The organism is Flavobacterium zhairuonense (assembly GCF_004352915.1).
GTDB lineage: Bacteria > Bacteroidota > Bacteroidia > Flavobacteriales > Flavobacteriaceae > Flavobacterium > Flavobacterium zhairuonense.
In genome coordinates this window covers 45,630-59,638 of sequence record NZ_SJSY01000073.1, presented here as the reverse complement: position 1 = coordinate 59,638, position 14,009 = coordinate 45,630, and the positions used below count along the sequence as shown (strand labels likewise).

At 34.0% G+C, this 14,009-nt stretch carries 12 protein-coding genes; 7 read left to right on the top strand and 5 right to left on the bottom strand.

What is annotated here, in order from left to right:
• Positions 1-182: 182 nt before the first annotated feature.
• The gene (meaB, locus tag EYY60_RS12425) at positions 183-1,280 is read left to right on the top strand and encodes a methylmalonyl Co-A mutase-associated GTPase MeaB (protein ID WP_132989643.1); all 1,098 of its coding nucleotides are present in this window, start codon (positions 183-185) and stop codon (positions 1,278-1,280) included.
• Between the two features lie 64 nt (positions 1,281-1,344).
• Here the strand turns inward: meaB and EYY60_RS12420 are convergent, their stop codons facing one another.
• The 3 genes from EYY60_RS12420 to EYY60_RS12410 all read right to left on the bottom strand — a co-directional run bounded on the left by EYY60_RS12420 (position 1,345) and on the right by EYY60_RS12410 (position 5,190).
• Entirely contained in the window at positions 1,345-3,279 is a 1,935-nt protein-coding gene (locus EYY60_RS12420) for an LTA synthase family protein (RefSeq protein ID WP_132989642.1), read from the bottom strand.
• A 188-nt stretch (positions 3,280-3,467) separates the two neighbouring features.
• Complete coding sequence (locus EYY60_RS12415; protein WP_026727980.1) at positions 3,468-3,695, bottom strand: hypothetical protein; 228 nt, start codon at positions 3,693-3,695, stop codon at positions 3,468-3,470.
• Between the two features lie 112 nt (positions 3,696-3,807).
• Positions 3,808-5,190, bottom strand: coding sequence for an MATE family efflux transporter (locus EYY60_RS12410; RefSeq protein WP_132989641.1), 1,383 nt, complete (start codon positions 5,188-5,190; stop codon positions 3,808-3,810).
• A gap of 189 nt (positions 5,191-5,379) precedes the next feature.
• Here EYY60_RS12410 and EYY60_RS12405 point away from each other — a divergent pair, with 189 nt between their 5' ends.
• Entirely contained in the window at positions 5,380-5,898 is a 519-nt protein-coding gene (locus EYY60_RS12405) for an outer membrane beta-barrel protein (protein ID WP_132989640.1), read from the top strand.
• Between the two features lie 334 nt (positions 5,899-6,232).
• Here the strand turns inward: EYY60_RS12405 and EYY60_RS12400 are convergent, their stop codons facing one another.
• On the bottom strand, positions 6,233-8,008 hold the full coding sequence (locus EYY60_RS12400; protein WP_132989639.1) for a cytochrome-c peroxidase: 1,776 nt from the start codon (positions 8,006-8,008) through the stop codon (positions 6,233-6,235).
• A gap of 96 nt (positions 8,009-8,104) precedes the next feature.
• Positions 8,105-9,556, bottom strand: a complete 1,452-nt coding sequence (locus EYY60_RS12395; protein WP_132989638.1) for a PhoX family protein — start codon at positions 9,554-9,556, stop codon at positions 8,105-8,107.
• A 467-nt stretch (positions 9,557-10,023) separates the two neighbouring features.
• Here EYY60_RS12395 and EYY60_RS12390 point away from each other — a divergent pair, with 467 nt between their 5' ends.
• From EYY60_RS12390 to EYY60_RS12370, 5 genes are all read left to right on the top strand, one after another.
• On the top strand, positions 10,024-10,518 hold the full coding sequence (locus EYY60_RS12390; RefSeq protein WP_132989637.1) for a hypothetical protein: 495 nt from the start codon (positions 10,024-10,026) through the stop codon (positions 10,516-10,518).
• Between the two features lie 28 nt (positions 10,519-10,546).
• Entirely contained in the window at positions 10,547-11,383 is an 837-nt protein-coding gene (locus EYY60_RS12385) for a DUF6929 family protein (RefSeq protein ID WP_132989636.1), read from the top strand.
• A gap of 180 nt (positions 11,384-11,563) precedes the next feature.
• Positions 11,564-12,241, top strand: a complete 678-nt coding sequence (locus EYY60_RS12380; RefSeq protein ID WP_132989635.1) for a CPBP family intramembrane glutamic endopeptidase — start codon at positions 11,564-11,566, stop codon at positions 12,239-12,241.
• A gap of 270 nt (positions 12,242-12,511) precedes the next feature.
• Positions 12,512-13,012, top strand: a complete 501-nt coding sequence (locus EYY60_RS12375; protein WP_132989634.1) for an RNA polymerase sigma factor — start codon at positions 12,512-12,514, stop codon at positions 13,010-13,012.
• 2 nt (positions 13,013-13,014) lie between these two features.
• The gene (locus tag EYY60_RS12370) at positions 13,015-13,977 is read left to right on the top strand and encodes a hypothetical protein (protein WP_132989633.1); all 963 of its coding nucleotides are present in this window, start codon (positions 13,015-13,017) and stop codon (positions 13,975-13,977) included.
• Positions 13,978-14,009: the final 32 nt, after the last annotated feature.

Genomic DNA, 14,009 nt, shown 5'->3' with positions numbered 1-14,009 from the left:
AAAAACCTGTCGGGTCTTTTTGCACTGATACAATCTTTGTCGAGCTACTTACGTGTCCTTCGGCTTCGCTCAGGATGACAAAAATGTAGTAACAAATTAGTGGAAATTAGTGCAATTCGTGGCAAACTAACTTTTTGAAACTGTTTTTGTTTTCAGTACTTTTACAATACAAAAAAAGTATTTTGTCAAGTTTAAAGAAACCATCGAGCAGTTTAACTGAAAAAGCTGGAATTTCATCTCCTGAAATCACCAATGTTTCGGCTATAAATCAAATTAAGGACAAGCGAAGACAACACCCTTCAGCTGAAGAATTGGTTTTGGGGATTCTTTCTGGAAACAGGACTTCGTTAAGCCGTGCCATTACTCTTATCGAAAGCACCAATCCTGAACATGCAGAAAAAGCGAATGAAATTATAAATGGCTGTTTGCAACATGCCAATAAATCGGTTCGCGTAGGAATTACTGGGGTTCCGGGAGTTGGAAAAAGTACTTTTATTGAAGCTTTTGGAACCTTTCTTACTAGTATTGGCAAAAAAGTCGCTGTTTTGGCAGTTGATCCAAGCAGTTCTATTTCGCATGGGAGTATTTTAGGAGATAAAACCCGAATGGAAGAATTGGTGAAAGATGAAAATGCTTTTATAAGACCAAGCGCTTCTGGAGAAAATTTAGGCGGCGTTGCACGCAAAACACGTGAATCGATTATACTTTGTGAAGCCGCAGGTTTTGATACGATTATTATTGAAACGGTTGGCGTTGGTCAAAGCGAAACTGCTGTTCATAGCATGGTTGATTTTTTTCTTTTACTGAAAATTTCAGGCGCAGGCGATGAACTTCAAGGCATCAAGCGCGGTATTATGGAAATGGCAGATTCAATTGTCATAAATAAAGCGGATGGTGATAATATCAAAAAAGCCAATCAAGCAAAATTAGAGTTTAACAGAGCCTTGCATTTATTTCCTCCAAAAAAATCAAATTGGCAACCAAAAGTTACCACTTGCAGTGCCATTACAAAAGATGGAATTTCAGAAATCTGGAATACAATTTCTGATTACTTCGAAATGACAAAAGAAACCGGATTTTTCCAGGAAAAACGACACGAACAAAATCAGTTTTGGATGATGGAAACGATCAATGAGCAGTTAAAACAAAACTTTTACAACCAACCTGAAATTATTACACTATTAGAACAAAATAAAAAAGCAGTACAAAATGATGAAATTTCACCTTTTGCAGCTGCTTCTGAGTTATTAAAATTATATTTTAATAATGATACAAAGTGACAAAGGTTCAAAGTGTCAAAGTTTTTTCTCTGCTTTGAACCTTTGTTACTTTGTCACTTTGAAACTATTTCTTCCTAAGCTTATATTTACTCTCCCTATATAAATTCCCTGCTGTAATAACGTGTGCTAAAGCATCTTTTGCTAAATCTTCATTTAATTTTACAGGAATTAAAGTCGTATCGTTTTTGATTTCAAATTGAAGCGGTTTCAAATTCGGTTGCATAATGACAACCTGATTTTCAACTCGAAATGCATTGATATCATTAAACTGCATAATTGATCTTCCTTGTACTTTTGGATCTAATTTTGTCAAATTTCTTCCAACCATTGGCGTTTCAAATGGAAGTCCTAAATAACCCAATAATGTTGGCGGAATATCTATCTGACTTGCCAATCTGTCGTAAACTGCACCTTTTGCAACTCCAGGTCCCATAATAAATGCCGGAATATGGAATTTATTAATCGGAACAAGATTTTTACCATACGTTCTCGTATTATGATCGGCGATTACAATAAAAATCGTGTTTTTAAAATACGCTTCTTTTTTAGCCATTTCAAAGAATTTTCCAATTGAAAAATCGGCATATTTCATAGCATTATTTACTGTTGCAGGCTTTTTGTCATACGGTTTTATTCTTCCTGCAGGATATTCAAAAGGTTCGTGATTTGAAGTCGAAAACATTAAAGAGAAAAATGGCTTGTCTCCTTTTGACTTGAAATACTGATTAGCTTTAGTAACCAAATCTTCGTCTGAATAGCCCCAAGTTCCTTTGAAAGCATATTTATTTCCGTCTGATTCAAAATCAGTTTGATCTACAATATCACTGAAACCATTTCCGTTGAAAAACGAAGCCATATTATCAAAATTGGCCATTCCACCATAAATAAAACTCGTGTCGTAACCTTTTTGTTTTAAGGCATCGGCAAGCGTGAAAAAACCTTGTTGAGAATTTCCAAGCCTTACAACACTCTCTGACGGAGAAGGCAAAAATCCTGTTACAACAGCTTCAATACCTCGAACGCTTCGAGTTCCAGTACAATACAAATTAGTGAATAATGTTCCTTCTTTTGATAACTTGTCAAATTCCGGAGTCAACGGTTTTCCTCCTAAAATTCCAACGTATTCGGCTCCTAAACTTTCCTGAAGGAAAATCACCAAATTATAAGGTTTTTGTCTCGCTGAATCTGGCTGTTGCACGTGAAGAAATGGAATTTCAGCATCTGTAAAATCGTTTGGACCCGCAATCATGTATTTTTTTACACGAGCAATTGCTTCGGCTTCATCCATTTTTCCGTACATTTTTGTATTTGCTTCATTCTTGATCGAATAAGCAGCAAACGCAACCGTATAAAAGGAATTCAAACCTAACGTATTTGTTAATTGATCTGTCGAAAAAACAGCATTACTAGCGTTGATTGGTCGCTTTGAAGTCAAACTTGAACGCGCACCAAAAAACAATAAAAAGGCCAATAACGGAAAAACCATCAATTTAAATTTGTAGTCTGCCGTTGCGGTATGAAAATATTTTTTTCCTTTTTTTAAAGCCAAATAAAGAACAGTTCCCAAAATTAGAAACGCCACAATAATTGAAACTAGGTAACTTTTTAAAAGCATTCCCACAACTTCTTTTGGATAAATAAGATAATCCAAGAAAATCTTGTTTGGGCGTGTATCATATTGCTTCACAAAATCTGGTGATGCGATTTCTACAAAAAGAATCAAAAACAGAAATAGAAAACTATAAATTACTAAAAATTTATTGGTGAATTTGATTGATTTGTTTGGCAAAAAAGTAATCAAGACTGCTGGCAGAAATGACAAATAGCAAAGCAAAATCATATCCATTCGAAGACCAATTGGAAAAATATACCAGAAATTTGGCGTTTCGACTACTCTTTCCTTAAAGAGGAAAAACAAAAACAAACGGCTTAAAGTTGTAATCAGCAACCCAATTAGTATAAAATTAAAAATGGGTTTTAGGTAACTTAATTTTTTCATTGAATGACTTGCATTATTTTTTTTGGTTGAAATGTTAAAGATCTAAACTCACAAAGTCTATTTAATCTCGCAAAGTCGCGAAGTCGCAAAGTCCTATTTCAAAGATTTAAAATAAAAAGCTTTGCGACTTCGCGACTTTGCGTGAAATATTAATCTAGTAGAAAAAATCAGACTTATGCGATGTGTCCTTATTCTTCGTAACGGTTTATTTCTCTGTCGTAAAAATCATTTGCTTTTTCGATCAAGCTCTCCATTTCAGCATTTAATTCTGCTTCATCAAGATCTTCTGCTTCTTCTAAAAATTCAACCTCATCATCTTTTAAATTGATAATAAATCGAGGATAATCAAGATGAATGATGAAAATATCATCCGGAAAATCAGTATTGTCTCCAAGTAAAAATTTAGGTAATTCCATTTTTTTTATGTTTAATCGTTTATTTGTTGAATTCTGTAATCGTTTATTTTCAGCTAATTGTTTAACCCTATCATTGTTTAAATAAACAGTTAAATACAAAAGTACAACTGTTTTATTCTTGAGAATGCTCCAAAACTAATTTTCTTGTTAAAGAAGCAAACCTAATATACAAAAATAGTGCTGCAGCTGTTAGTCCTGCCAATAATCCTATCCATACTCCTTCAGCTTTTAATTCGGTATGTTCGCCCAAATAATATGAAATCGGGAAACCAATAACCCAATACGCTACAAAAGTAATGTACATTGGGATTTTTACGTCCTGCAAGCCTCGTAAAGCACCAAGAACGACAACCTGAATTCCGTCTGAAATTTGAAAAACAGCTGCAATTAAAAGCAATTTTGATGCAATACTTATTACTTCAGTATTATCCAAAACCTGCCCGCCGTTTTCCATATTTAAGAAAATGTACGGCAAATAGTCATGGAAAGCAATAAAGAAAATCGCAAAAACCGTTTCTAGTATGATGGCGAGAAGAAAAATCGAACGTGCCACGACAACCAGTTTTTTATAATCCATCAAACCTCTTTGATTGCTGACTCTGATCATTGACGTTACGCTTAATCCCATTGCAAACATAAAAGTCATTGATGCCAAACTTAATGCAATTTGATTTGCAGCCTGACTTGTTTTTCCGATATTTCCACAAAGCCAAATTGAGGCTGTAAACAAAACGACTTCAAAAAGCATTTGCATTGCTGATGGAAATCCGATGCTTACTATTTTTTTGATGGTTTCTTTTTTTATTTCGGAAAAACTGAAATTCTTGAAAAAGCGTTTCAAATCATCACGTCTTGAAAGCATAATGTGCATGAACATTACTAAAAATATTCTAGAAATTACAGTTCCAAGTGCCGCACCGATAATTCCCATTTTTGGAAAAATCCAAATTCCGTAAATCAGTACATAATTCATACCTACATGCAGTACATTTGCCATAACCATGGCATACATTGAATATTTTGTAAACGACATTCCGTCCGCAAATTGCTTGTAACCTTGATATACAATTAAAGGAATTAATGAAAACGCAACCCAGTCTAAATAAGGCTTTGCCAGTTCAATTACTTCTGCCGGTTGTTCCAACATTTCCATTATTGGCTTTGCCAAAACAATGATGCCAAAAAGAGATAATCCTAAAATGGCACATAAAAATAATCCATGATGAAAAGCAGAACGAATTTTTGCATCGTTTTTCTCTGCATCACCTTCGGCTACAATTGGAGTAATTGCTGTAGAAAATCCAATTCCTAAAGACATAGCGATAAAAATCATGCTATTTCCTAATGAAACGGCAGCCAGTTCAGTGCTTCCTAATTTTCCAACCATAATATTATCGACGATACCAATTAAAGTATGTCCGACCATTCCTAAAATTACAGGATATGCCAGTTTCAAATTATACGAAAACTCCTTCGTGTACTGCTTTAAATTCACTTCTCATTTATTTTGTCGGCAAAGATAGTCAGAAGCTCCGAATTCTGTCCTATCAATAAAAAGATATCCCATTTTTAAGGCAAAATTAAGCACACCCTAATATTATGTAACGATTTTTAAAAATTATATAACAAGCTCCAAAGCCCTTGATTATACTTTTACAATATTAATAATTCAAATATATAAGCCATGAGAAAAGTACAAATGATATGCCTAGCCGCTTTTGCATTTTTATTCGCCAACACCGCTTTTGCTCAAGAAAGTGAAGCAAAAAATTACGATCAGGGATTTAGATTAGGATTCGGGATCAATGGAGGAATTCCAACAGATAACGATTATGACTGGTCACTTGGCGGAGACGTTCGTTTACAATATGATTTGTCAAAAAGAACATCGTTGACACTAACAACAGGATTTACCAATTTATTTATGGGTAAAGATGATTTAGGAAATGACATTAAAGATCTTGGATTCATTCCGGCAAAAGCAGGGTTTAAAGCCTTTGTGTGGGAAGATCAATTTTATGTTTTAGGCGAAGTGGGTGCCGGTTTTGCTGTAACAAACGGTTATGACAAAACCACTTTTTTATGGGCGCCAGGAATAGGATACGCAAACAAATACATTGATTTGAGCGTACGTTACGAAGATTATCATGATTTCAGAACCAATCAAGTAGCATTGCGTGTTGCTTATGGTTTTGACTTATAAAAGTTAAGGTTTAATTTATTTTTTTGTTTTTGGTATGAACCCGGCAGATTGCACAGTCTGCCGGGTTTGGTGTTTTATATCATCAGCTTTGGGCAAAAATTAACCGCAAAGAACGCAAGTCATAAATTTAGAAAGTCAAAAAGTTCGCAAAGCTTTAGGCTTGAAATTTTATAAAAGTTTCGATTTGTGTACAAAAGTAAACCCGACAGGTTTTTAAAACCTGTCGGGTTCATATTGTGATAAAATGTTAATTGAGAAATCTTTGTCAAAGTTTAAAACTTTGACAAAGATAGCCTTGCCGAAAAATTATCTAATTATCAAATTGCCACATTATCTAATTACTAGAATATTTTTTATCTGTCAATGTTTTCATAAAGGCAATTAATTGTTTTTTCTCTTGATCAGATAAATTCAATTTATCTTCTGGCAAAGTCTGATTTGGAACGTCAAATCCTTTTCCTAAACCTCCACCTTCGTTATAAAAATCAATCACTTCTTCGAGCGTTTTATACACTCCATTATGCATATATGGTGCTGTAAGTTCGATATTTCTAATTGTTGGCGTTTTAAACGAATTTTTATGGATTGCGGCTTGCGTAATCACAAATTTGCCTAAGTCGCCATCAAGCTTTTTATCTTTATTTGGAACTCCTAGAATTTCACTTTCTGATCGATCAAAATTTGGTGGAACCGTTCCGTTTGTAAGCGGAATAAAATGGCAAGTAGCGCATTTTGCTTTTCCGGCAAATAAATTAAATCCCGCTTTTTCATTAGCAGTAAAAGTCGTTTTGTTTTGCATAAAACGATCAAATTTAGAATCGTACTGACTCAACGAACGTATATAGGAAGCTAATGCATTTTTGATTGCAAATTCATTTATTTCTCCCTTCGGAAAAGCTTTCTTAAAAGACTTTACATATTCAGCATTTTTTTGAATTGCCAAAGCCGATTTCTGCAAAGAACCGTGCATTTCATTTTCATTTTTGATAACTGCAATGGCCTGATCTTCGAGATAACTCACTCTAGAATCAGCAAAAAAAACGCGTTGAAAAGCAATGTTTGAAAGTGTTGGTGTATTGCGCTGAATCATCGATTTTCCATCCAATGAAACTGCTCTTTCTAATCCATCTGTAAATGCTTTTTCCGTGTGATGACATGATGCGCAAGAACGTGTGTTGTTTCCTGATAAAATTGGATCATTGAATAACTTTTTGCCTAATGCAATTTTTTCTGGTGTCGTTTTATAATCTGGAAAACCAGAGAAAGCTTCTGGATCAAAAGCGTCTTTATCAAATAAAGTCTGAGCTGTAACTTTTAAGCCACGCTGTTCTTTCATTAGAGAAATTCCCAATTCAGATTGCGTTTTAAAAAGTCCTTTGCTTAGCGGATTCAAAATTTCTTTGATAAAATAAGCGCGATCAAAAGCATTAAAATTGGTATTCGCTTTCAGATATTTTTTCCCTTTTTCAAAAGTTTGAAGTACTTGTTTCGAATTTGAAACGGATTGATTCTGAAGATAAACACGATAATATTTTTCAATCGTTTCTAAGGATACTAATGCCTCCGGAAGTGAATTCAGAACAACAGGCGAATCAAAACCCGTTATTCCGAGTGTAATAATTCGATAGACTTCTAATCGCATAGCATCAAAAACATGAGCATCAGTCAATTCATTGGAACTTGAAACTTTTTCCAAGCGAGTTAAGTTTGCTTCCAAAACTCCTAATTCTTGAATCAATTCTTGTTTGTTTGCCTTGCTGTATTTCGGAAAAACCAATTCTTCAATAACCTGAAAACCTTCGGGTGAAACAGTCACTTTATCATTTTCTTCGAACTCAGGTATTGCCGGGCCGTTGATGGCTTTAGAAACTGAAGGCGAATAATATTCACTTAGCAATTCGACTTTCTTGTAGTTTTGATGTGCTTCCAGAAATTGCCTCTGAATTTGAGCTTCAGTTGAATCTTCTTCAACAGAATATTTCAGTTTGGCAACTTTTTCAATAAGTGAAGTAATATCCTTCTGAAACAATTCATTTACTTCCTGATGTCTGTTTTTTTTCTGACATCCAATTAATGCCGCCAAGAACAACAAACAATATATTTTTTTCATGATTTTATGACAATTAAAAAAAGGTATATTCAGAAAAACAGAAACCACTACCTCAAAATTGAAATAGTGGATACTGTTTTATAAGGACTTAAAAATTTATCTCGCTAAACCTTGTAGTACCAAAATTTGACTTGCTTGTTGCTCATTCGGACGATTTGTTCCGCCGTCAACACCTTTGTATTTTGTACCTGTCCAAGTATGTGGCTGAACACTTAACATAAAAGTGTCATTGATACCAACTTGCTCCGAAACATCGATCAAAGCACCGTATTCCCAGTCACCAAATTTAGAAGTTCCGCCTACGTTATATTTTGCCGCATCTGTAGCAGTACGACGGTGGTCTAATTCAACTACAACTTTTAAATCTTTTGTAGCGATATTGTATTGATAGATATAAGCATCGTGCGTTTCGTCTCCGTAACCGTTAGCATCTTCTTGAACGTAAACGTAGTTTTTAGTCACACAGATATTATCTGGATTTTGGAATTTTCCAGCAATTCCGCTTCTGTTATCTCCATCAAGGATTACTTCCAAAGTTCCTTTTAACGGATCTGCTGCATCAAGATTTAATCTGTAAACTCTTCCGTATTTCGTTCTTGAACCATCAGCATTTGTTCCAGTTGTTGCTTGTCCCGTTACGTTGAAATACAATTCACGATCTGCAGTATTTCCACCTTTACGGTAATCTAAATCTTCAACACGACCAAATTTGATTGCTTTCAAAGTATTAACAGCAGCATTAATCTGTGCACCTGTCATTGTTGTATGATTGTCGATTTTCACAAAAGAAACAGGATATGTTTTGCTTACTTCCATATCTTTTTCTCTTTGATTGTCATCATTTCTTTTTAACATATATAAAGATCCTCCAGTCAAATCACCAACAGTATTTGATACATACATGAAAACTTGACCTCCATAAGTTCCAGAATCGTCATCGCCAATTACCACAACTGTTTTTCCTTTGTATGCAGTAGAACGCAATGGCAACGCATTTTCAGCACTTAAACGGCCAAATCCTGATAATTCTTTTGAAACTGATGCATTTCCGGCACTTCCGTAAGGATCCAAAGCGTGTGTGCGAGATTCTTCACCAGATTCCCCACAAGTCAAATAAACTGGCCCAAAACCATGTTCTGTTTGAGTAGCCATTGTCGCGCCACACAATCTCCAAGTTCCTCCGCTTGAATTCAATAAATATTCCCCTTTTGTAGGTTTGAATGTTTTGTCTAAAGTAATTCTTGAAACTGCAAAGTTATCTTCGTTGTTTACCAAAAATGTAAATGTTCCGTCAGTGTTTTTCAATAAACCAGAACCATCTGCAGAACCTCCAAAAACAAAGCTTGGGCTATCTGGAAAAACATCATCTGAACTAAAAAGAGAGTAGATTTTTAAATTTTCGAAACCTGCTTGCGCTTTCAATAAACTTGGCGTTACAGATTGGTCTTTTAAAACAACGCTTGTGGCCGGCGTGTCATCTTTAGAATCGTTGTTACAAGATGTAAATACCGACCCTAAAATCATTAGAGGTAGAATAATTCGTTTCATAAGCTAAAATTGGTTTTATTTTTTTTACAAAGTAAATCCGAGCATTTTAACTTAAAATGACTTCCATATTATCAAAAAAACAAGACTTTTACCACAAACAACCTCTATCGAACAAAAATTTAACAATAAATTAGTAATACAAAATACACATAAACTTCTATTAACATTACTGTCAAAAAAAGAACCGAATTTTAAGACTCGATTCTGCAATTCTTATCGCATCTCTGTTATTTTCATTTTTTTATCCTAATAAATAGTCTAATTTTACGAATTCCGATAGCTATCGGAACTGTTATTCATTGCAATACTTTTCAATAAATTGCTTTTTTCCAAAGCCATAACAAGAGCTTCCTCTTGTCGCTTTGTTCTGTCAGGAAAAAATGCAATTTCTTTTCAAAGTATTTCTATTGCTATCAGGGCTAGGCATTGGTTTTCAAAAGAACTTGTTTTAAATTTTAAAATTCACAATGGCCAAAGGAATTCTATTTTTATTGCTATTTTTTGTAAATCAAGCTTTTTGTCAGGACAAAAAATTTACAAATCCAGAAAAAGCCTTTATTGAGGCATTTGGAAAATGTTACAAAGATTTAAATCCAATTGAAGGAACAATAAATTTAATTCCCGAAAAGAAAAATGTAAAATTCTGTTCATTATACCAATGTGCTAGAGCAATTGAATATACAGAAAACAAAAAAGAAATTGAAAATGCAATTTTAAAAAGAGCTGTTGAAATAACTGTTAGACTTTATAATGAAGGAACTCCTATATATTTAATTTACGGGATGAACAGTTCAAGTCAAGCTGATTCGGACAACGAAATTTTGACTGATGACGATAATTTAGTTTATATCAGTATTGCAGAATGCGTTGTATCACAATCACAAGTAAAAATAAGTGGTGTAATTAATAAAACAACAATGGAGTTAATTAATAACGCTAAATCAATAAAAAACAAAAAATAGAATAGCTTACGCTTACAAAACAACATTCATGGAAAAATTCACCTTAGAAATATTATTTCAAATCATCGGAATCGGTTCGGCATCAGGATTATTTTATAACAATGACGCACTTTATATTATTGGCGACAACAGCGGATTTCTGTACGAATACAATATGCAGAATCAGCAATTAAATCAACATGCTTTAATTGACAATCCAACGCAAAATATTCCAAAAAATGTAAAACCAGATTTTGAATCGATAACGCATCATAACGATACACTTTATGTTTTTGGCTCCGGCTCAACCGAAAACCGAAATAAAATGATTGAATTTGATATCAAATCAAAAACCGTTTTGCAGAAAAACAATTTAGTTGATTTGTATGGTTTAATGCAAAGTTTTGGCGAAATAAAACCAGAAGATTTCAATTTGGAAGGCGCTATTTTTGATGGCGAAAACTGGTATTTATTCAACCGAGGAAACGGCGTTACCAACAAAAACACAATTTTTACGATTCATGCAAAAAAGCTAGATCAAGAATTTGCTCTAATTGCTGTCAACTATAAACTTCCAAAAATAAAAGGCGTGCGTTCTAGTTTTACTGACGCCATTTTGGTCGAAGATAAAATCTATTTTCTTTCTACTGCCGAAGACACAAAATCTACTTATGATGATGGCGAAATCCTGGGAAGCTTCATTGGAAGAATTGATGTTAAAACCATGAAAATCGATTTTACTCAAAAAATAACTTCAACAAATAAATTTGAAGGTTTGACTTTCTACAAAAAAGAAAACAACAAAATTGAGTTTTTGCTTTGCGAAGATAATGATACTGAAGTTTTAGAAACTAAGATTTATAAATTGACTTTGCCGGTTAAATGATTTTTTAACCGCATTTTATGTCATTTCGACGAAGGAGAAATCACACTAGAAATTCCGCATTTAAAGTCGCCAATCTTTGACGATCAAACAGTGTGATTTCTCCTTCGTCGAAATGGCAAGATTGAGAAATGCTATAAATACAAGAGATAAAACCAACCTCAAAACCTACAATCAAAATAAATGCTCAACATTTCAAATTCTGTCAAGAAACCAGCTTTAATTATCAGCATTATACTTTCTGTACTTCTTCCGGTTCTGGCGATTTATTCTTCTTTATTATTCAAAGATCTTGGAATCAGTAAGGAAATTCAATTCTACATTTCGAGATTTGCCATCTGGATTTCACTACTGCTCTTATTTTTATATTCATTAAAAATAGAAAAACAGCCTTTTTTGCTTTGGAAAGAAACAGATTATACATTTTCTGAATTCGCGAAAGCAATATTCATAACATTCGTAAAATTATTTATAGCCGTTTATATTACTGGTCTTTTGATTATGTTGTTCAAAATAACAGCCGAAAGTGCAGTATTACAAAAAGCTTTAGCCCTTTTTAAAAAGAGTTATTTTTTACTTTTTTTCACCTGCGTCACTGCTGGAATTACCGAAGAATTAATTTTCAGAGGCTATTTATTGCCAAGATTAGAACTGCTTTTTAAAAACAAAATTCCCGCAATAATTATTTCAAGTATTTTATTTGGATTACTGCACATTGGCTACGGAACATTGCTGAATGTAATTGGGCCAATTGTTATCGGACTGGTATTTGCAATTCAGTATGAAAAATATCGAAACATTAAAATTCTTATTATTTGCCATTTTTTGTGGGATTTATTGTTGTTGATGGCAAAATTGTAGAAAATCTTTCTATAACAATATTAAAGTAGAGGCACACTGCAGTGCGTCTCCGCAAAGAATATAAAATTATTAATAATAAATTACAGATTTACATGACGTTAGACGCACTACAGTGCGTCTCTACAACAAAACCTTTGTAACTTTGTTTCTTTGTAACTCTGAATCTAAAAAAAATTTATAACCGTCCCAACCTTTTTATCTTTTTAGTTCTCTTTATACTTAAAGACCATACTTGTGATAAACGAAACTCTAATTTCTGGCTGCAAAAAAATGAACCGAGACGCTCAGCGTCAGGTTTATGAGCACATGGCTCCCAAATTGTATCGCGTTTGCAAACGATACCTCAAGAAAGAAGAAGAAATTGAAGAAGCACTCGCCGATGCTTTCTACACTATTTTCACCAAATTAGACCAGCTCAAAGAAGAAAAAGCCTTTGAAGCCTGGGCCAGAAAAATTGCTGTTAATTACTGTTTGGCTACCATCAAGAAAAACACCAATTTCAATATGTATCTTGATGATGTAAAAGTGCTTTCACAGCCTTTTACCGAAGAAATGAGCGCATTAGAAGAAGAAGATCTACTCAATTTATTGAACCATATTCCAGATGGCTGTAAAACCGTTTTTAACCTTTTTGTTATTGAAGGTTTCGGACACAAGGAAATCGCAGCAATGCTCAACATTTCTGAAGGCACTTCAAAATCACAATTGAATGCCGCCAAAACCAAACTGAAAGACTTGGTAAATAAATTGTATTATCAAAAAGCAAAATAGTCATGGACAATCAAGATAAAATATTCGACAAATTTAAAGAGGCAGCTGAAAATGCTCCCGTAAAAGATTTCCCGGGAATGGAAAAAGTCTGGTCGCGTGTTGAGCAAAAACTCGACAAAAAAGAAGATAAAAAGACTATTTCTCTTTGGAAAAAAATTGCAGTTGCCGCTTCACTTTTATTAGTAATCTCATTAGGTTATCAATTTCTGAAAACAGATGAAAAACCAACTTTAGAAAATGCCAATCAAGTTGTAACCAATGATACACAAAATAAAACGACTAAAAACAATTCGGCAGAAAAAAGTAGTGCGCCAGTTTCATCAGATTCACAATTCATTCCAAATGAAGAAGCTAACGCAATATTAGAAAACAAAATAAAACATAAAGAAAGCGTTGCAATTCAAGAAACAATAGGCTCAGGCAGTCCACAAGAATTAGCATTGCCAATAAGCGCTGGAACCCAAGAGGTAATTGTAGCAGCAAATGAAGAAAACGCCGACGAAGAAAGTGATAACATAGTTTCAAAAAAAGAAGTTACGCCCCAAATGGGTTACTCAAGTTATCCTGAAAGAGAAGCAGCAAAAGTTGCTTTTGCTGACAAACAAGCAGCAAAAGCTAAAAAAAGTGCTCCTTTAATCATTATGAACGGCAATGCAATCGCTCACAGCGATGATACAAAAAGAGACAAAATGATGCAGACGGAACTTCCTAATGTGCAACCTGAAAATGTAGAATCATTAGTAATTCTTGACGAACCGCTTTACATTATTGATGGCATATATTATTCTGAAGAAGATTTATTTGGCAAAAACCCGACGAGTCCTTATGCGCCATTAAATCAGCAAGACATTAAAACAATAACCATTTTACAAGACCTTGAAGCTACTGAAAAATATGGCGAAAAAGGCAAAAAGGGAGTTGTAATCATTACTACAAAAACAGGAAAACCAACTCCGAAAAAATAATCTTATGCTTTGTCAAAGTCTGCAGCTTTGAC

Coding starts and splice junctions, on each gene's coding strand:
- EYY60_RS12420 (WP_132989642.1), bottom strand. CDS start 3,279: ATGAAAAAATTAAGTTACCTAAAACCCATTTTTAATTTTATACTAATT.
- EYY60_RS12415 (WP_026727980.1), bottom strand. CDS start 3,695: ATGGAATTACCTAAATTTTTACTTGGAGACAATACTGATTTTCCGGAT.
- EYY60_RS12405 (WP_132989640.1), top strand. CDS start 5,380: ATGAGAAAAGTACAAATGATATGCCTAGCCGCTTTTGCATTTTTATTC.
- EYY60_RS12400 (WP_132989639.1), bottom strand. CDS start 8,008: ATGAAAAAAATATATTGTTTGTTGTTCTTGGCGGCATTAATTGGATGT.
- EYY60_RS12395 (WP_132989638.1), bottom strand. CDS start 9,556: ATGAAACGAATTATTCTACCTCTAATGATTTTAGGGTCGGTATTTACA.
- EYY60_RS12390 (WP_132989637.1), top strand. CDS start 10,024: ATGGCCAAAGGAATTCTATTTTTATTGCTATTTTTTGTAAATCAAGCT.
- EYY60_RS12385 (WP_132989636.1), top strand. CDS start 10,547: ATGGAAAAATTCACCTTAGAAATATTATTTCAAATCATCGGAATCGGT.
- EYY60_RS12380 (WP_132989635.1), top strand. CDS start 11,564: ATGCTCAACATTTCAAATTCTGTCAAGAAACCAGCTTTAATTATCAGC.
- EYY60_RS12375 (WP_132989634.1), top strand. CDS start 12,512: ATGAACCGAGACGCTCAGCGTCAGGTTTATGAGCACATGGCTCCCAAA.
- EYY60_RS12370 (WP_132989633.1), top strand. CDS start 13,015: ATGGACAATCAAGATAAAATATTCGACAAATTTAAAGAGGCAGCTGAA.